Origin of the sequence: Serratia sp. (in: enterobacteria), assembly GCF_052400455.1 — a bacterium.
GTDB lineage: Bacteria > Pseudomonadota > Gammaproteobacteria > Enterobacterales > Enterobacteriaceae > Serratia > Serratia ureilytica.
In genome coordinates this window covers 3598391-3616057 of sequence record NZ_CP185812.1, presented here as the reverse complement: position 1 = coordinate 3616057, position 17667 = coordinate 3598391, and the positions used below count along the sequence as shown (strand labels likewise).

At 62.4% G+C, this 17667-nt stretch carries 17 protein-coding genes; 10 read left to right on the top strand and 7 right to left on the bottom strand.

The genetic code is table 11. The features are described from left to right. The first annotated feature begins 129 nt into the window (after positions 1 to 129). Positions 130 to 1242, top strand: coding sequence for an SLC13 family permease (locus ACORQT_RS17505; protein ID WP_164057502.1), 1113 nt, complete (start codon positions 130 to 132; stop codon positions 1240 to 1242). On the opposite strand, the gene pepT is transcribed toward ACORQT_RS17505, so the two are convergent. Further along, positions 1239 to 2486: a peptidase T gene (gene pepT / locus ACORQT_RS17500; protein WP_099782558.1), complete on the bottom strand. Its 1248-nt coding sequence runs from the start codon at positions 2484 to 2486 to the stop codon at positions 1239 to 1241. The two genes, ACORQT_RS17505 and pepT, sit on opposite strands and share 4 nt — an antisense overlap. 217 nt (positions 2487 to 2703) lie before the next feature. On the opposite strand from pepT, the gene ACORQT_RS17495 reads away from it, so the two are divergent. Continuing rightward, the gene (locus tag ACORQT_RS17495) at positions 2704 to 3600 is read left to right on the top strand and encodes an endonuclease/exonuclease/phosphatase family protein (RefSeq protein WP_016926861.1); all 897 of its coding nucleotides are present in this window, start codon (positions 2704 to 2706) and stop codon (positions 3598 to 3600) included. Positions 3601 to 3627: 27 nt separating this feature from the next. Here the strand turns inward: ACORQT_RS17495 and pdxR (ACORQT_RS17490) are convergent, their stop codons facing one another. Beyond that, positions 3628 to 5061, bottom strand: a complete 1434-nt coding sequence (gene pdxR / locus ACORQT_RS17490) for a MocR-like pyridoxine biosynthesis transcription factor PdxR (protein WP_197801438.1) — start codon at positions 5059 to 5061, stop codon at positions 3628 to 3630. A 93-nt stretch (positions 5062 to 5154) separates the two neighbouring features. Here pdxR (ACORQT_RS17490) and ACORQT_RS17485 point away from each other — a divergent pair, with 93 nt between their 5' ends. Continuing rightward, a complete protein-coding gene (locus ACORQT_RS17485) occupies positions 5155 to 5610 on the top strand; it encodes a rhodanese-like domain-containing protein (protein WP_033651965.1) in 456 nt (151 codons plus the stop codon). 4 nt (positions 5611 to 5614) lie between these two features. Here ACORQT_RS17485 and flk read toward each other — a convergent pair whose 3' ends face one another. Next, the gene (flk, locus tag ACORQT_RS17480; protein ID WP_108681641.1) at positions 5615 to 6643 is read right to left on the bottom strand and encodes a flagella biosynthesis regulator Flk; all 1029 of its coding nucleotides are present in this window, start codon (positions 6641 to 6643) and stop codon (positions 5615 to 5617) included. A gap of 205 nt (positions 6644 to 6848) precedes the next feature. On the opposite strand from flk, the gene ACORQT_RS17475 reads away from it, so the two are divergent. From ACORQT_RS17475 to ACORQT_RS17460, 4 genes are read left to right on the top strand one after another with little or no spacing between them, the layout of a single operon-like run. Then, the gene (locus ACORQT_RS17475; RefSeq protein ID WP_042785115.1) at positions 6849 to 7211 is read left to right on the top strand and encodes a hypothetical protein; all 363 of its coding nucleotides are present in this window, start codon (positions 6849 to 6851) and stop codon (positions 7209 to 7211) included. A gap of 49 nt (positions 7212 to 7260) precedes the next feature. Next, positions 7261 to 9297, top strand: coding sequence for a protein-disulfide reductase DsbD family protein (locus ACORQT_RS17470; protein WP_164057500.1), 2037 nt, complete (start codon positions 7261 to 7263; stop codon positions 9295 to 9297). Then, positions 9294 to 10010, top strand: a complete 717-nt coding sequence (locus ACORQT_RS17465; RefSeq protein WP_099782568.1) for a DsbA family protein — start codon at positions 9294 to 9296, stop codon at positions 10008 to 10010. Before ACORQT_RS17470 ends, ACORQT_RS17465 begins: the two co-directional genes overlap by 4 nt. Then, entirely contained in the window at positions 10003 to 10503 is a 501-nt protein-coding gene (locus ACORQT_RS17460) for a protein disulfide oxidoreductase (protein ID WP_042785112.1), read from the top strand. The genes ACORQT_RS17465 and ACORQT_RS17460 overlap by 8 nt, the downstream gene beginning before the upstream one ends. On the opposite strand, the gene pdxR (ACORQT_RS17455) is transcribed toward ACORQT_RS17460, so the two are convergent. Further along, the gene (pdxR, locus tag ACORQT_RS17455; protein ID WP_108681633.1) at positions 10500 to 11966 is read right to left on the bottom strand and encodes a MocR-like pyridoxine biosynthesis transcription factor PdxR; all 1467 of its coding nucleotides are present in this window, start codon (positions 11964 to 11966) and stop codon (positions 10500 to 10502) included. The two genes, ACORQT_RS17460 and pdxR (ACORQT_RS17455), sit on opposite strands and share 4 nt — an antisense overlap. Before the next feature lie 172 nt (positions 11967 to 12138). On the opposite strand from pdxR (ACORQT_RS17455), the gene ACORQT_RS17450 reads away from it, so the two are divergent. Both ACORQT_RS17450 and ACORQT_RS17445 read left to right on the top strand, forming a co-directional pair. After that, on the top strand, positions 12139 to 13134 hold the full coding sequence (locus ACORQT_RS17450) for a DMT family transporter (protein WP_164057499.1): 996 nt from the start codon (positions 12139 to 12141) through the stop codon (positions 13132 to 13134). 156 nt (positions 13135 to 13290) lie between these two features. Continuing rightward, positions 13291 to 13920, top strand: coding sequence for a CatB-related O-acetyltransferase (locus ACORQT_RS17445; RefSeq protein ID WP_042785110.1), 630 nt, complete (start codon positions 13291 to 13293; stop codon positions 13918 to 13920). A 34-nt stretch (positions 13921 to 13954) separates the two neighbouring features. Here ACORQT_RS17445 and ACORQT_RS17440 read toward each other — a convergent pair whose 3' ends face one another. The 3 genes from ACORQT_RS17440 to ACORQT_RS17430 are packed head-to-tail and all read right to left on the bottom strand — an operon-like array spanning position 13955 to position 16911. Further along, positions 13955 to 15472 carry a tripartite tricarboxylate transporter permease gene (locus ACORQT_RS17440; protein ID WP_042785109.1) on the bottom strand — a complete coding sequence of 506 codons (1518 nt, stop codon included), beginning with the start codon at positions 15470 to 15472 and terminating at the stop codon, positions 13955 to 13957. Between the two features lie 11 nt (positions 15473 to 15483). Then, positions 15484 to 15915: a tripartite tricarboxylate transporter TctB family protein gene (locus ACORQT_RS17435; protein ID WP_033643891.1), complete on the bottom strand. Its 432-nt coding sequence runs from the start codon at positions 15913 to 15915 to the stop codon at positions 15484 to 15486. A gap of 15 nt (positions 15916 to 15930) precedes the next feature. Then, positions 15931 to 16911: a Bug family tripartite tricarboxylate transporter substrate binding protein gene (locus ACORQT_RS17430; RefSeq protein ID WP_042785108.1), complete on the bottom strand. Its 981-nt coding sequence runs from the start codon at positions 16909 to 16911 to the stop codon at positions 15931 to 15933. Between the two features lie 274 nt (positions 16912 to 17185). Here ACORQT_RS17430 and ACORQT_RS17425 point away from each other — a divergent pair, with 274 nt between their 5' ends. Next, complete coding sequence (locus tag ACORQT_RS17425) at positions 17186 to 17515, top strand: hypothetical protein (RefSeq protein WP_033651956.1); 330 nt, start codon at positions 17186 to 17188, stop codon at positions 17513 to 17515. Positions 17516 to 17667 lie beyond the last annotated feature (152 nt).

Genomic DNA, 17667 nt, shown 5'->3' with positions numbered 1-17667 from the left:
AGCCGCTACAAATAAAGTAAAGCGCGGCAAATGAAAAGCGGATAAAGGTAAAATAGCATTTTGCTGGCGCTGAAGCCGCGTCTGAGCTAACGTCTGCCCATTCTTTTCGGTGAGGTTCACACTGCCGCTATGAGTTCAACCGCCATTTCTCGGCTTATCCACCCCTTTGTCAAAGATCGCTTCTTGCATGCATTGCTGCTGGCCGGCGTGGCGATGTTCGCTTTTCATCCGCAACCGCTGTCGGCGCTGGGTGGTTTCATCGACGGCCGTACCCTCATCACCCTGTTGGGGCTGATGCTGCTGACCAAAGGGGTGGAGGTCAGCGGCTACTTCGATTTTGTCGGCCGCAAGATTATCAACCGCTTGCACAGCGAACGGCGGCTGGCGCTGTTCCTGGTGTTTTCCGCCGCGCTGTTGTCGTCGTTTCTGACCAACGATGTGGCGCTGTTTATCGTCATTCCGCTCACCATCACGCTAAAAAAGCTGTCGGCGCTGCCGGTTGGCCGCTTGATCATCTTCCAGGCGCTGGCGGTGAACGCCGGTTCGTTGCTGACGCCGATCGGCAACCCGCAAAATATCCTGCTGTGGAGCCGCTCCGGCCTCTCTTTCCTCGGTTTCATCGGCCAGATGGCGCCGTTTGGCGTCGCAATGATGTTGAGCCTGCTGGCGCTGACCTGGTTCAGCTTCCCGGCGCGCGACATCGTGAAAACGCCGAATACCGAGGGGTATCCCTACCAGCGGCCGCTGTTGCTGAGCTGTGTAGGGCTGTATGCGGTTTTCCTGCTGTGTCTCGATTTCGATCTGCCGTTGTACGGGCTGCTGGCGGTGTTCGCCGGTTTCTTGCTGCTGGCGCGCCGAGTGCTGTTGCAGATCGACTGGAGTCTGATTTTCGTGTTCGCCGCCATGTTCATCGATGTCGGCCTGTTTACCCGTTTGCCGCCGCTTCAGCCGGCGTTCGCCGCCATCGCCGGGCTGAGCGAGGGGAGCGTGTATGCGTTGGGCGTCGGGCTGTCGCAGATCGTCAGCAACGTGCCGGCCACCATACTGTTGCTCAACTATGTGCCCTCGAGCGCTCAGTTGGCCTATGCGGTCAACGCCGGCGGCTTCGGGTTGGCGATCGGATCGCTCGCCAACCTGATTGCGCTGCGCATGGCGGGGGAGCGCAAGATCTGGTTGCGCTTCCACTATTATTCGCTGCCGCTGTTGGTATGGGCCGCGTTGCTCGGCTGGGTGATGAGCTAAGCCGGTTGGCCGCTTTGTCGCGCGGCCAGCAGGCAAATGCTGCGGGTCACCTGATAGGATTTCACGAAGGCGCTGACGGGTAAAAACTCGAAGCGCGAGTGGAAGTTATGCGCGCCGGTGAAGTAATTGGGCGTCAGGATGCCACGGCTGGAGAGCGCCGCGCCGTCGGTGCCGCCGCGCATCGGGATCACCTTCGGCGGGATGCCGTGGGCGGCGAGGGCGCCGAAGATCAGATCGATGGCGCGCCGGTCCTCGCCGATGGCGTTGCTGATGTTGCTGTAGATGTCGCTGACGCTGCAGCTGACGTTGGCCCGCGGATAGTTGGCCGCCACCTGGCGCACCGTCTCCTCAAGGCGGGCTTTGCGTGCCTCGAACGCCGCGCGATCGAAGTCGCGAATCGACACCTTCAGCGTCGCCTGATTGGCGTTGGCGGCCAGATCGGTGAACCAGAAATAGCCCTCGCGCCCTTCGGTGTGCTCCGGAGTATCCTGCACATCGAATCGGTTAATGATGTCGTTGGCGATGCGTATCGGGTTGATTAATACGTTTTTCGCCGACATCGGGTGGGCGGTCACCCCCTCGATGCGGATCTCCGCCGCCGCCGCGTTGAAATTCTCGTACACCACTTCACCCAGTTCGCAGCAGTCGATGGTGTAGGCGAAATCGACGGGGAAACGCTGCAGATCCAGCGCCTTGGCGCCGCGCAGGCCGATTTCTTCGTCCGGCACGAACGCCACCACGATATCGCCGTGGCGATCGGCCGCGGTCAGGTTGGCCAGCAGCGTCATCACCACGGTGACCGCCGCTTTATTGTCGGCGCCCAGCACGCTGGTGCCGTCGCTGAACAGGATCTCTTCGTTCCGGTAGGGCAGGATCTCCGGATGCTCGGCGGTACGCAGCCAGATGTCCTGCTCGGCATTCAGGCATAAATCCTCGCCGGTGAAGCGCAGGCGCTGCGGGCGAATCTCGGGCGACAGGCCGACGTCCACGGTGTCGATATGCGTGATGAAGCCGATGCGCGGTGCGCCGGGTTGGGTGCCGGGCTTGCGGGCGGTCACGGTGGCGTGCTCGTCGATTTGAACGTCGGCCAGGCCGAGCCGGCGCAGCTCGTCCGCCAACAGTTGCGCCATCTCATGCTGTCCCGGCGTGCTGGGCAGGGCGGTTGCGGCGGCGTTGCTCTGGCTGGTGACGGCCAGGTAGCGGAAGAAACGTTCGGTAAGCTGTTCGGCAATCGGGCTGGTCATCGGAACTCCTCGCGGTTGGCAATCTACCGGTTTTAAAACGAAATCAGCCGATTGTCCAACGGCGCAATGCGTAAACCGCCAGAATGCGAAGCATCGCGCAGAAACGAAAAATAGCGGTGCAACTAGGAAATAGTCGCAGGTTTCTGCGGCAAAATCGGTGTTAGCTGTGGGCCGGGAAGCGCCCGCATAACACTTATCTGTCCCTCAAGGAGAATTCATGCACACCGGTCACGCTTTGCTCATCACCTTACTGTCCCTGGGCATCTCTCACAGCGCCTGGTCGTCCGCCGATACCGGGCACGCCAACAGCAACGCCAACAGCCGCGAGGTGGCCAGCGCGTTGGGCGGCCTGAAGAACAAAACCTACGAACTGGAACAGGCGCCGAAGATCCGCGTCGCCAGCTTCAATATTGCCGCCGGCAAGGTCAGCGACATGACCGCTATCGCCAAGGCGATTCGCGCGATGAACGTCGACGTGGTGGCGCTGCAGGAGGTGGATAAACTCACCGCCCGCAGCGGGCGGGTCGATCAGGCGGCGGAACTGGCGAAGCTGACCGGCATGCAGGCGGTGTTCGGCCGGGCGATCGATTTCGACGGCGGTGAATACGGCCTGGCGTTTCTCTCGAAGTATCCGCTGCACGACGCCGTGATCTATCCGTTGCCGTCCGGCCAGCGCGAGCAGCGCATCGCCTTCAGCGCCAAGGTCGATGTGCCGGAGTTCCCGACGCCGATCACCCTGTTCAACACCCACCTCGATACCAAGGAAGATCCGACGATGCGTCTGGATCAGGTGCGGGAGCTGAACGATCGCACCATCGAAGTGCGTGGCATCAAACTGCTGTTCGGCGACATGAACGACGTGCCGGGCAGCGTCACTTGGCTGGAGCTGAGCCGCTATTGGAACGACATCATGCCCAACGGGCAGGACGGCCGCAGCTGGCCGGCGGAAAACGCCGAAATCAAGGTGGATTACATCTTTAGCGGCAATGCGCAGCGTTGGCATCTGGACAGCCTGACGGTGCCGAACGCCAGCGGCGATTGGAACGGCGTGCACTGGCCGGCGGTGAGCGATCACCTGCCGCTGGTGGCGGAGATGCGCCTGACCGAGCAATAAGCCGGCCGGCGTCTCTCCGGGGCAGGGCTAAGCCGCGGCGATCCGCGCCAGCCGCTCGACGGCGCTGCGGATCTCGCCCGGCGTCAGGGCCGAAAAACCCAGCAGCCAGCCGTCGCGCTGGGCCTGAACCGTTTGGTATTGCGCCGTTAACCCGGGCGTAAGGACGCCGAGCCGCCGCGCCTGTTGGCTGAGCGCCGCCTCCCGGCCGGGCGGCAGCCAAACGCTGAGCTGCAGGCCGCCGGCGGCGGGAGCGGCCGTGGCGAAGTGGCTCAGCTTTTCGCGCACTTCCGTCAGCAGCACATCGCGCCGGCTGTGGTAGAGCTGGCGCATGTAACGAATATGCGCGGCGAAGTGCCCCTGGCGGATGAACTCGGCGGTCACCGCCTGCATCAATTGCGCGCTGTGGCCGTCATAGACCGTGCGTGCGGTGACGAAGGGGGCGACCAGCGCGGGCGGCACGATCAGGTACGCCAGCCGCAGCGAAGGGAACAACGATTTGGAGAAGGTGCCGAGATAGAGCACCCGGCCATGGCGATCCAGGCCTTGCATCGCCGGAATCGGCAGCCCGTCGTAGTGAAACTCGCTGTCGTAATCGTCCTCAATGATCCAGGCCTGTTGCCGCTCCGCCTGCGCCAGCAACGCCAAGCGGCGTGCCAGGCTGAGCGCCGCGCCGGTCGGGTATTGGTGCGAGGGCGTCAGATAAATCAAACGCGGATCGGGCAAGGAAGGTTCTGCTCGCAGGCCATCGCCGTCTACCGCTACCGGCGTCAGCGCGGCGCCGGCGCTGATAAAGGCGTTTCTCGCCCCGGTGTAACCCGGCTCTTCCATCCAGACGCTGTCGCCGCTGTCCAACAGTAAGGTGGCGATCATTTGCAGCGCCTGCTGCGAACTGGTCAGCACGATAACCTGGCTCGCATCGCAGACTACGCCGCGCGTTTGATTGACGTGGGCGGCAATGGCTTCGCGCAGCGGCAGATAGCCTTGCGGATCGCCGTAGCGCAGCAGGCTTTCCCCCTGCAGGCGCAGGCGTTGAGCGGTCAACTGCTTCCACAGGGCCAGCGGAAACGCGCGCAGGTCCGGCGAGCCGGCTGCGAAGGCCTGAGGATGCTGCGGATCGCGGCAGCCGCCGGTGTGCACGATCTGTTGGCCGCGCAGCGAAAGGCGCGGCATGGCGGTGCGGGTCGCCGGCGGCGGCGATTTGGCGATGCTGATAGCCACAAATGTGCCCTGGCCGACGCGGCGCTGCAAATACCCCTCCGCCTCCAACTGGCCGTACGCTGCTTCGACGGTCACCCTTGAGAGGTTCAGATCCCCAGCCAGCACTCGGCTGGAGGGCAGCCGTTGCCCAACGCTCAATGCGCCGTGGTGGATGGCCTGCCGCAATGCCGCACACAGACGATCGCGCAGCGTGCCGATGGCCTGGGGCGATTGCTGAAACAGCGTGATCAGCGTGTGCCGCATAATGGGTCTTATCATGAGTAAAAAATGGGTATCAATCATAAGACCAAAATCGGGCACTATTGTCATCTGTCTTGATCAACGGGAGTGAGTGATATGTCGAAAGAATCCTTGGTGCTGGCCTTTCCGCCGGCAGCGCCGGAAGAGAGCCTGGCCTATCTGGCGGCCAAGCTGAGCCGCTATGCGGATGCCTGGGACGTGGCGGAAGATTTGCGCAATGGCGTGGACGGGATGGTGGTGATCGACACCCGTGCGGAGGCGCTGTACGCCGCCGGGCATATCCCCGGCGCATTCAGCTTGCCGCATCGCCTGATGGATGAAGCCGGCACGGCGCACCTGGATCGCCAAAAGGTGTATGTGACCTACTGCGACGGCATCGGCTGCAACGGTTCCACCAAAGGCGCCTACAAGCTGGCGAAGTTGGGGTTTAGGGTGAAGGAGTTGATTGGCGGGCTGGATTTCTGGCTGCGCGACGGCCATCCGTTGGCCATCGGCGAACTGCCGGGGTCACTGCGCTCCCGGGCGGCCGCAGCGGACTGCGGCTGCGCCTGAGGCGTTAAAACACCAGCGCCAGCACGACGGCCAACGCCAACAGCAGCAGGATCAGCGCCACGGCGGGCTTACTCAGCGCTTTTTGCAGCGGCAGAGGCAGGGCGGCGATCAGCGGGTTGAGCAGCGGCTGCGGTTCGATAGAGGGGCTTGCGATCGGCTGCGCCTGGCCGGCTTTGTCCAGACGGCGGGCAAACAGCTGATGAATGGCGTCGCTCATTTGCGGATGCGTCAGCGGCGCGTTGGCGCCGCAGTTGAAGCGCGTCTGGCAATAGTCGTTCATCTGCTGCAGTTCTTGCTCATCCGCCGGCTGTTTGAGCACCGCCAGCAGGTTGTTCAGCGTTGGCGCGTTCTGCGGGCTGAGCGCCACCTTCACCTGTAAAAACTGGTTCAGCAGCTGGAAGTGGCGCGCCGGCAGCGGATCGTTGGTTTTCACGCCTGCCAGATCGAACAACGTTTGCCAAATTTTAGCCGGCGCTTCACCGGTCGCGGCGCTGAGTTTGGTAACCTGCTGCTGCAGGCTTTGATGCTCTGCGGGCAGCAGCGGGCGATCGCTGGTGGCGGTTTGCTGCGGTTGGGGAATGGTCAGGCCGCCGGTCTGCAACAGATTCAGCACCTGCTGCAGCTGTGGTGGGCTTAACTGGCTCAACACCGTATGGCCGAACCGTTGACGAATAAAGTCACTGACCGCCTGGCGATTATTGCCCTGCGGCAGCAACTCGGCCAGCTGTTGCAGCAGTTGGCGCCCGGCATGGTTTTGCTGCGCCTGCGTCAGGCGCGTTTGCAGCAGCTGTTCCGCCGGTTGAAAATGGCGCGCCAGCAGTTCGCCGCCTTTGTCGGCGCCGAGATCGTGACGCAGAGACGCCCAGATCTCTGCCGATTTTACCGGGCTGAGCGTCATGATTTTCACGATCAGTTTTTCCAGCGTTGTGCGCTGCGCCGGAGAGAGGGGTTGATCGTCAGTGGCCGCCGTTTTGCCCGGGGAAGGGGGGCGCTCGCCGGCGATTGGGGTGCCCGGCCCACTCAAAGGTTGCATATCACCAGTCCTTCGCTGTGTATCCCCGCAGTGTGCCTGGAGGAGAGAATCGTCATCGTACCCGGCGAAAAGCGCAGGCTTACCCTCTATGATACCTGTAATTCGCCGCCATCAATACCGCCGCTCAGACATTTCTTTACCGACAAAACGTTGCTAATCGCGTCTGCGCCGCTAAGATAACCCCAGATCTGAACATGAGGATGGCATGGTTAAACGGCAGCGGATTGCAAAATGGTTTTTATGCCTGGCTTGCCTGGTGGTGCTGACGTGCATGACCCAGCGCATGGCGGGCCTGCATGCGCTGCAGCAAACGCTGGGGATCCCGGCCGCTACCGCCGTTCAATCCAGCGACGCCGCCGCCGAAGCGCAGCCGACGCCCTGTGAACTGAGCGCCAAATCATTGCTGGCCGCGCCGCCGGTAATGTTCGAAACCATGCTGTTCGGTCTGGGTCTGCTGCTGGCGCTGTTGGCGCCGACCATTGCCGCGCGTCTGCGCATTCCTCCTCCTCGCGCCATTTCTCCGCCCACCCTCAGGGTGCACCTTCGATTATGCGTCTTCCGTGAATGAGTTAATCGCCCGTTTTTCGCGGTGAATTAATCATTTATGGAGAATTAACATGTTGAAAATTATCAGGCTGGCCTGCGCTTGCCTGTTTATGCTGTGGCTGCCCGCCTTGCAGGCGGCGGACAGCGGCTGGCTGCAAAATCCGGCCAACGATCATGCCAAGGTGCGGCTGCGCGCCGACACGTCACAGCCGGGAGAGACCCGTCTGCTGCTGTCGGTCGAGCTGCAAAAAGGCTGGAAAACTTACTGGCGTTCCCCGGGTGAAGGCGGCATCGCGCCGGCTATCGTCTGGCAAGGCCACCCACCGCCGGCGACCTGGCACTGGCCGACGCCGCAGCGTTTCGAGGTGGCCGGCATTTCCACCCAGGGCTATCACGATCGGGTCACGCTGCCGATCGTGATGCCAGGCTCGGTATCCGGTCCGCTGGCGGGCTCTTTGACGTTGTCCACCTGCAGCAATGTCTGCATTCTGACCGACTACCCGTTCAGTCTGGACCTGACGGCGCCGAACGATCCGCAGTTTAATCACGACTTCGCGCAGGCGATGGGGCAAGTGCCGATCGCCGCCGGGTTGACGGATAACGTCAAGGCCGGGTATCGCAGCGGTGAGCTGCAGATTGCCGCCGAACGCGCCGACGGTTGGCAGCGGCCCGCGCTGTTCTTCGATACGCTGGCGGATGCCGATCTCGGCAAGCCGCAGGTTGAAACCGACGGCGATCAGTTGCTGGCGCGAGTCCCGGTCAGCGATGGTTGGGGAGAGGCGGCGCCGGATCTGCGCGGCAAAACGCTGACGCTGGTGATCGACGACGGCGGCATGGCGCAGCAGATTACGCTGCCGATCGGCGAGCCGCTGGCCGCGCCCGCCAGTGCGGCATTTCCGTTATGGCAGGCGGTATTGATGGCGCTGGCGGGCGGGTTGATCCTCAATCTGATGCCGTGCGTCCTGCCGGTGTTGGGCATCAAGCTCGGTTCCATCCTGCAGGTGGAGCGGCGCGATCGGCGCAGCGTACGGCTGCAGTTCCTGGCATCGTCGCTGGGTATTGTCGCCTCGTTTATGGCGTTGGCCCTGCTGATGACGCTGCTGCGGCTCGGCAACCACGCGCTCGGCTGGGGCATTCAGTTCCAGAATCCGTGGTTTATCGGCTTTATGGTGCTGGTGACGCTGCTGTTCAGCGCCAACCTGTTTGGCCTGTTTCATCTGCGCCTCTCTTCCGATCTGAATACCTCGCTGGCGACCCATAATGGGCATGGTCTGAGCGGCCATTTCTGGCAGGGCGCGTTCGCCACGCTGCTGGCGACGCCGTGCTCGGCACCGTTTCTTGGCACGGCGGTGGCCTTCGCGCTGGCGGCGTCGCTGCCGGTGCTGTGGGGCATGTTCATCGCGCTCGGCATCGGCATGAGCCTGCCGTGGCTGCTGATCGCCGCCTGGCCTTCGCTGGCGCTGCGGTTGCCGCGTCCCGGCCGCTGGATGAATACCGTCAAGCTGGCGATGGGATTGCTGATGCTGGCGTCGTCGCTGTGGTTGCTGAGTCTGCTGAGCAATCATATCGGCGTGCAGGCTACGCTGTGGCTGGGGGGGTTGGCGCTGCTGGCACTGCTGCTGGCGGTGTGGCGCCGGCAGGGGGCACGCTTGGCGGCCAAGCTGGCGGCGGGCACGTTGGTGCTGGCGGGCGCCGTCTTGCTGGCCGGCTCGCTGACCGCCGGTCTGTGGCACCAGCCGTTGCAGGATCGGGTGCAGTGGCAACCGCTGAGCGAACAGGCGATCGCCGAGGCGCTGGCGCAACATAAACGGGTGTTCGTCGACGTCACCGCCGACTGGTGCGTGACCTGTAAAGCCAACAAATTCAATGTGCTGCTGCGCGATGACGTACAGCGGGCGTTGAGCGCCGATGACGTGGTCGCGCTGCGCGGCGACTGGAGCCGCCCGTCGGCCGACATCAGCGCCTTCCTGCAAAAGCGCGGCAGCGTCGCCGTGCCTTTCAACCAAATCTATGGCCCCGGCAGCCCGGACGGCGTGGTGCTATCCCCGCTGTTGACCCGTGACGCCGTGCTGCAAACGCTTTCCCATGCCAAAGGAACCGAACAATGAAAAAGTTACTGATTTTACTGATGATCATCGCCGCCCCGGTGTGGGCCGCCGAGCCTTTCACCCCGGCGCAAGAGGCGCGTATCAAAGAGATGATCCGCGAAACGCTGGTGTCCAACCCGGACATTCTGGCGCAGGCGGTGGACGCCTGGCAGCAGCAAACCGCAAGCCAGCAAATCAGCCAGGCTATCAAGCAGAATGCCAAAACGCTGTATCAGGATCCGGCCAGCCCGCGCCTCGGCGCCGCCAACGCCAAGCTGACGCTGGTGACCTTTACCGACTATAACTGCCCGTACTGCAAGCGGTTTGATCCGATGCTGGAGAAAATCGTCAAACAATACCCGGATGTGGCGCTGGTGGTGAAGCTGTTGCCGTTCAAGGGCGAAAGTTCGGTCAGTTCGGCGCGCGTGGCGCTCACTACCTGGCAGCAGCACCCGGAGCAATTCTGGGCCTTGCATCAGCGGCTGATGGCGAAAAAGGGCTTCCACGACAAGGCCAGCATCGCCGCCGCGCAGGAGAAAACCGGCGTCAAGGCGGTGGCGCCGAGCGAACAGAGCATGACCACGCTGCGCACCAATATGGAATTGGCGGAACAACTGGGCGTACAAGGGACGCCGGCGACGCTGATCGGCGATCGGATGCTGCCGGGGGCGGTGTCCTATGAAGAGCTGGAAACGATGGTGAAGCAGCAGCTGGCGAAGGCCAACCATGGCTAAGCTCAAGCGCTGGGGGCGCGAGTTGCTGCTGCTGGCGCTGATCGCACTGGCGGTGATCACGGTGATGGATTGGCTGAACGCGCCGCAGGCGCCGCCGGCCTTCGATGCCCAGACGCTGACCACGTTGGATGACGAGCGCGTGTCGTTGGCGCAGCTCAGTCATGAGCGGCCGCTGCTGGTTTACTTCTGGGCCAGCTGGTGCGGCGTTTGTCGTTTCACTACGCCGGACGTCGCCCGTTTGCAGGCGGCGGGCGGCAACGTGCTGACCGTCGCGCTGCGATCGGGCGACGATACCCAGGTGAAACAGTGGCTGGCGCGCAAACGGCTGGCGCTGCCGGTGGTCAACGATCCGGCCGGTACGCTGTCGGCGCAGTGGCAGATTGGCGTGACGCCGACCTTCGTGGTGGTCTCGCAGGGCAAGGTGGTGCAGAGCACCACCGGCTGGACCAGCTACTGGGGGATGAAGCTGCGGCTGTGGTGGGCCGCCGTCTAACCGGCGTTTTTCTCTGCTATCACTTCCTCAATCGCCCGGCTAAGCCGGGCGATACCTTCTTCAATCTGCGGCGGCGAGTTGGCGGCGAAGTTTAGCCGCAGACTGTGCGCGCCCAGCTGTTCCTGGGCATAAAAGCATTCGCCGCGCGCGAAAGTGACGCCGTGCCGCCAGGCCACCGGCATCAGCTCGGTGGTGGTCACCGTCGCGGGCAGCGTCAGCCAGATAAACAAGCCGCCTTGCGGTGTTTCGAAACGGCACCCCGGCGGCAACCGTCGTTGCAACGCGTCGATCATCACTTCCAGATGCAGGCGATAGACGCGCCCGGCGCGGCGCAGCTGCTTGTCGTAACGGCCGACGGTGACGAACGCGTCCAGCGCCCGCTGGATCAGACTGGAGCTGGTGAAGCTGTCGACGTGTTTCAGCCTGGCGAAACGCTGATAGTGTTCGCTGTCCGCCACCAGATAGCCGATGCGCATGCTGGGCAGCAGCATCTTGGAGAAGGTGCTGACGTAGATCACCGCGCCCGGCTGCGCCAGCGCGCGCAGCGACGGCAGCTGCTTGCCCTGGTAACGCAGATCGCCGACGAAATCGTCCTCCAGGATCACCACGCCGGCCCGTTGGGCGATCGCCAGCAGGCGCCGCCGCCGCGCCTCGCTCAGGCAGCGGCCGGTCGGGTTGTGAAAGTTGGGGATGGTGTAGATCAATTTGGGGCGGTGGCGTTCCAGCAACTCGGGCAATCGTTCGACCAGCATGCCGTGGCGATCGCCCGGCACGGTGACGATATTGATGCGGTGCTGGCGCAGCAGGCCCAGCGCTTCGGCGTAGGTCGGTTCTTCGACGATCACCGTATCGCCCGGCGCCAGCAGGCTTTGCACCACCAGGCTGATGGCATGCTGCGAGCCGTTGGTGATCAGCACCTGTTCCGCCTGCGTGGGGATGCCCTGCGCGCTGAGAATGCGGCTCAGCGTATCGCGCAGCGGGTAGTAGCCGCAGTATTCCCCGTAGCTGAAGGCCTCTTCCGCGTGGCGGCTGAGCACCGACAGCAGCACTTTGCGAAACGCCTCCAGCGGAAACACCTTAGGGCTGCCGACGCCGGCGGCGAAGTTGATCAGCCCCTCCGGCAGCGGGGCGTCGGCGTAGCCGTCCAGCCGCGAGGTGAGGGTGGTGAAGCTCTCCAGCGGGAAGGGGGCATCGCTGCTCGGCCGGGCCGGGCGCGTTTGCGCCTGCGGGTGCGCAACGTAGGCGCCGCTGCCGCGCCGCTGATGCAAAAAGCCCTTGGCCGCCAGTTCGGCATAGGCGTTATCCACCGTCAAACGGCTGACCGCCAATTCGGCCGCCAGCGTGCGCGTTGAGGGCAGCTTGTCGCCATCCACGAACACGCCGGTAAGGATGGCGCGCCGCAGCGCTTCTTCGATCTGTAAATAGAGCGGAACGTCCTGCTCGCGATCTAACGGAATGTGCATGCGAAATTGGCCCGGTTAGGGAGAGAGCTTTTTACTATACCCTATGTCAACAGGGCTTCAAGCGCAGAAAAGTGGCCTGCATGACAAGGCCGAAAAGTGGCTATAGTGGGAAAATATGGCCGCGTTACACTGTGCGCCTGAGCATTTATGTCGCCATTTTCCCGAGGATCTCATGTCATTACCGTCAGGCGTTTCCGCCCGGCCTTTGCTGCCCGGCGCGCGTCTCTTTCAGGGCAGCCGCCAGGGTTACGTCATCGCCATTATCAGCGCCATGCTGCTGGCCTTTACCGCCATCATCATCCGCGCGCTGACCGAATACTATCACCTGCCGACCTTTGTTCTGGCGTTCTGGCGCGCGGCGCTGGTGGCGCTGGTGCTGTTGCCGCTGCTGTTGATGGTGAAACCGCAGTGGGCGCGCCTGCGGCGTGAACAGGTATTGTTCTATGCGCTTTACGGGCTGCTGCTGGCGTTGTTTAACAGCCTGTGGACGCTGTCGGTGGCGCTGAACGGCGCATCGGTGGCGACCATTCTGACCTACTGTTCGGTGGGCTTTACCGTGTTCCTCGGCTGGGTGATGTACAGCGAACGCCTGACGCTGCGCCAACTGCTGGTGATCGCCATCAGCCTGGGCGGTTGTTTCCTGGTCAGCAACGGCGACAGCATGGGCAACCAGCACTTCGATTTGTTGGGGCTGCTGGTGGGGATGCTGTCGGGCATCGGCTATACCCTGTATACCCTCGGCGGGCGGGTGGCCAGCGAACGGGGCTATCCGGTGTGGAACACCATTTTGTACGTTTTCGGTTTTTCGGCGCTGTATCAGCTGGTGTTCAACGCGGCGCTGACGGCGTTCCCGCTGGCAGCGTTCCACGGCATGGCCGGCGATCTGTGGTTCCTGTCGCATGGCGCGCAGGGCATTCAGTGGAGCGGCTGGCTGTTGCTGCTGGCGCTGGCCGCCGGGCCGACGCTGTTGGGCTTCGGGTTGTATAACATCAGCCTGAAAACGCTGCCGCTGGCCGTAGCCAACCTGATCCTGTCGTTGGAGCTGGTTTTCACCGCGGTGATCGCCTATTTCCTGCTGGGGGAAAACATGAATCAGCTGCAGCTGCTGGGCAGCGCGTTGGTCATGGGTGGGGTGTTGCTGTTGAAAAGCAAGACCGCTGAGGCGTGATCGGTTACCATTTCGCCTCGCAAGAGAGGCGGTAATCATGAATAACCCGAGATTGAAACGAGCGCTTATCGCTTGAAGGGCCGTGTTGAGTGAACGACAACACGGCCACAGACATTCCGTTCCGTGGCTTTTATTCCCGTAACAAGAGAATACGCCATGTCCGAAAAACACTGGTCCAACACCGAGCTGCTGCATCAGACGGTGACCAACCCGAATATTATCGTCAAGGGCACCCACAGCTACTACAGCGACTGTTGGGATAACGGCTTCGAACGCTCGGTAGTGCGCTATCTGCACGGCGACGCGGTAAGCCGGCAATGGCAGCCGCTGGGAGAAATAGACCGCCTGCTGATCGGCGACTATGTCTGCATCGCGGCCGAAGCGGTGATCCTGATGGGCGGCAACCATACCCATCGCATCGACTGGCTGAGCCTGTATCCGTTTATGGCAACCATCAAACAGGCGTACCGCCCCAAAGGCGATACCCGGCTGGGCGACGGTTGCTGGATTGGCATGCGGGCGATGTTGATGCCAGGGGTCTCGATAGGCGAGGGGGCGATCGTCGCCGCCGGCAGCGTGGTGACCGGCGACGTTGAACCTTATGCCATCGTCGGCGGCAATCCGGCGAGGTTTATCCGTTGGCGATTCGCGCCGGAAGTTATCGCGCGCTTGCTCGCCTTGCGGCTCTATGAGTTGCCTGAGGCGGACTTTGCGGTGATTCAGCCCCTGCTCGTCGATGACGATATCGGGGCGCTGGAAAGGGGAATTGCGGCCTTGCGCCGTTAAACACAACGGGCGGGAAATTCCCGCCCGTTACGCGTTACTCGGCCTTGGCCTCGGCCGCCGGATGGCTGCGTTTGCGCATCAGGCGCAGCAGCGGCGGCAGCGCCAGCACCGCGACCGCCAGCACCAGCAGCGTTTGCGCGATGCTGCTGCTCCACAGGATGCCGAATTCACCGTTGCTGATCGACAGCGCGCGACGCAGGTTCTGCTCCAGCATCTCACCCAGCACGAAGCCCAGAATCAGCGGCGACATCGGAAAGTGCATTTTCCGCAGGATATAGCCGAACACCCCCAACCCGACCATCAACAGCAGGTCGAAGGTGGTGCTGTGCACCGCATAAACCCCCACCGCGGAAACCGCGGCGATCGCCGGCACCAGGAACCACAGCGGGATGGTCAGCATGCGGGTGAACAGGCCAACCAGCGGCAGGTTCATGATCAGCAAGATGACGTTAGCGATCAGCAGCGCGGCGATCAGCCCCCAGACGATATCCGGTTGTTCGGTAAACATCGCCGGACCGGGGGTGATGTTATACAGCGTCAGCGCCCCCATCATCACCGCCGTGGTGCCGGATCCCGGCACCCCCAACGTCAGCATCGGAATGAACGAACCGCAGGCCGAGGCGTTGTTGGCCGCTTCCGGCGCCGCTACGCCGCGGATGTCGCCTTTGCCGAAGGTGTCGCTGTTGCCGCTGATTTTCTTTTCGGTCATGTAGGTCAGCGCGCTGGCGATGGTAGCGCCGGCGCCCGGCAGAATGCCGACGAAGAAGCCGATCACCGACGAACGCAGGGTCGGGCCTGCGCACTGCGCCGCTTCTTTGCGGTTGAACAGCAACCGGCCGGTTTTACGTACCAGCTTTTGCCCGGCGCTGGTGCTTTCCAGCATCAGCAGAATTTCACTGACCGAGAACAGGCCGATCACCACCACGATAAACTGCACGCCGTCGGAGAGGTGCACGCTGTCGAAGGTAAAGCGGTAAACGCCGGTGTTGGCGTCGACGCCCACCGTCGCCAGCCCCAGGCCGATCAACGCCGCCAGCAGCGATTTCAGCGGGTTTTGGCTCATCATGCTGCCGAGGCAGGCGATGGCGAACACCATCAGGGCAAAATACTCCGCCGGGCCGAAGGCCAGCGACCAGCGGGCCAGCAGCGGCGCGAACAGAATGATGCCGCCGATGGCGATCATCGAGCCGACGAACGAGCTGACCGCCGAGATGGACAGCGCCACGCCGGCGCGCCCCTGCTGCGCCATCGGGTAGCCGTCCAGCGCGGTCATGATCGCCGCCGCATCACCCGGCACGTTGAGCAGAATCGACGAGATGCGCCCGCCGTACTCGCAGCCGATATACACCGTCGCCAGCAGGATCAGCGCCGATTCGGCCGGCAGTTTGAGGGCGAACGCCAGCGGCAGCAGGATCGCCACGCCGTTGATCGGCCCCAACCCTGGCAACAGGCCGACGATGGTGCCGACGAAGCAGCCGATCAGGGCGATAATCAGGTTTTGCGGCACCAGCGCCACTTCAAACCCTTGGGTCAAATACATCCAGGTATCCATCATCGCTCCCGTTAGCTCAGCCAGGCGCCGAGCGGCAGTGTGACATCGAGAAGTTGGTCAAAGGCGTAGTACAACGCTGCGCCCATGATGACGCCGGAGATGGCCGCTGCCGGCAGGCTGGCCTGAAACAGCAGGCCGATGCTGAACGTCAGCAGCGCGGTCGCCAGCGGAAAGCCAAGCCATTCAAACCCCCAGGCATACAGCACCAGGGTGATCACCAGCACCAGCAGCCGCTGCATCACCTTGTGGTGCGGCCATTCCACCGCCTGCGGGCGGCGCAGCAACAGCAGCGCCGCGCACAGCGCCATCAGGCTGAGGATCGCCAGCGGGAACGGGCGCGGCCCCAGCGGTTCATAGCTGTATTCGCTCTGGATGCCCCAGCCGATGAACAGCCCGCCGATACACAGCAGTAGCCAAAAGCCGGCAAAAATACGATCGCTCATGGTTTTCCCCTGCGGTTATTTGGCCAGGCCGAACACTTTTGCCTGCTCACGGTATTGGGCAACCTGATTCTTCACGTAGGCGTCCAGCTCTTTGCCGGTCAGGTTGAATTCGAACAGGCCGCGCAGATCGCGCTGCTGTTTGAATTCCTCGGTCGCCATCATTTTCTGGAAGGTGTCGATCCACCACTGATACTCTTCATCGCTGACTTTCGGCCCGACGTAGAAGCCGCGAATGATCGGCCACACCAGGCTGTATCCTTGCTCTTTGGCGGTGGGAATATCGGCCAACTGGCCCGGCAGACGTTGCTCGGCATACACCGCCAGCACGCGGATCTTGTCGCCCTGCAGGTAAGGCACCATTTCGCTCAGATCGCCGGATACCGCCTGGATGTGGTTGCCCAGCAGCGCGGTGACCGGTTCCCCGCCGCCCTCGAACGCCACGTAGCGCATCTTGCGCGGATCCACGCCGACTTCGCGCGCCAGCAGCGCGGTTTTCATCCAGTCCTGGCTGCCGATCGAGGCGCCGGCGCCGAACACCACGCTGTTGGGATCTTTTTGGAAAGCGTCCATCAAGTCTTTCAAGGTTTTGTAAGGCGAGTCGGCGCGCACCGCGATCATGCCGTAGTCGGTACCGACCGCCGCCAGCCATTTCACGTCGTCCACGTTGTAGCGGCCGAACTTGCCCTGAGCCAGGTTGAGCAGCGAACCGCCGGAGAAGGCCACCACGGTGCCGAACTCCGCCGGGCGTTGCGCGACGATGGCGTTGTAGGCCACCGCGCCGACGCCGCCGGGCATATAGGTGACGCGCATCGGTTTATCAATGGCCTTGGTGTCCTGCAGCGATACCTGAATCAGTTTGCAGGTCAGATCGAAGCCGCCGCCGGGTTTGGCCGGCGCAATGCATTCGGTGCGTTTGGGCGCTTCCACGGCAAAGGCCTGAGAGGCCGCCAGCAACAGGGCGGCGGCGGTAAAGGTGCGGGTCATTATTTTTTTCATTGTGACTTACCCTCGGTATTGTCTGATGGTGAATCCCGCCGAATGCGGTTGCGGAATTGTTAAAACAACAACCTTTCATTTACCTTTCAGTGGCCGGAAAAGTTTCCAGTCTGTGATTAGGGTCTCTTGTCGCGAGCGAACGGCGGGTGCGCTAACATAGAATGGGCGCAGAGAACAGCGCGCAAAACCGGCCAAAACCCTGCGTAATGTCAGGATTGCCGATAGTCATTCGCGTTAAAATCATCTGTAATAAAATGAATAGAGATGCAGTGATATGTTTTCGTTAGGGAAATTGTTTGGCGGCAGGGACAGCGCCAAGGTATGTGCGATTAAACGGTTGCCAGAGGTCTACGCCGAGATGGCGGGAGAAGCCGGGCAGTGTCGTTTGAAGCGCTTGCGCCCTGAGATTGGCGTATTTGAGCTGCATTTCGTCAACGCCGACGGTGAAAAGTATGTTTGCCCGATGACCGCCTGCGTGACCGGCATCGATCTGGTGTTTGCCGCCAACAACCGCTCCGTGCTGGTTTCTTCGCCGTTTACCGCCGACAAGCTGCGTCCGGTGTTGGATCTTGCTCTCGCCGATAGCCCCATCACGCTGATCTGAGGCGTCATACGAGCGCGCCCCAGTACGCATAATTGTGTGCCAGCTCCCAAAACTGGCGGCGCGGCGCTCTTTTATCCCCTTATTTTCCATGCCATTCTCTGTTATCGACCTGTTAACAGACGCCGCATCGGTGTCTGGTTGTTCAGGTAAAT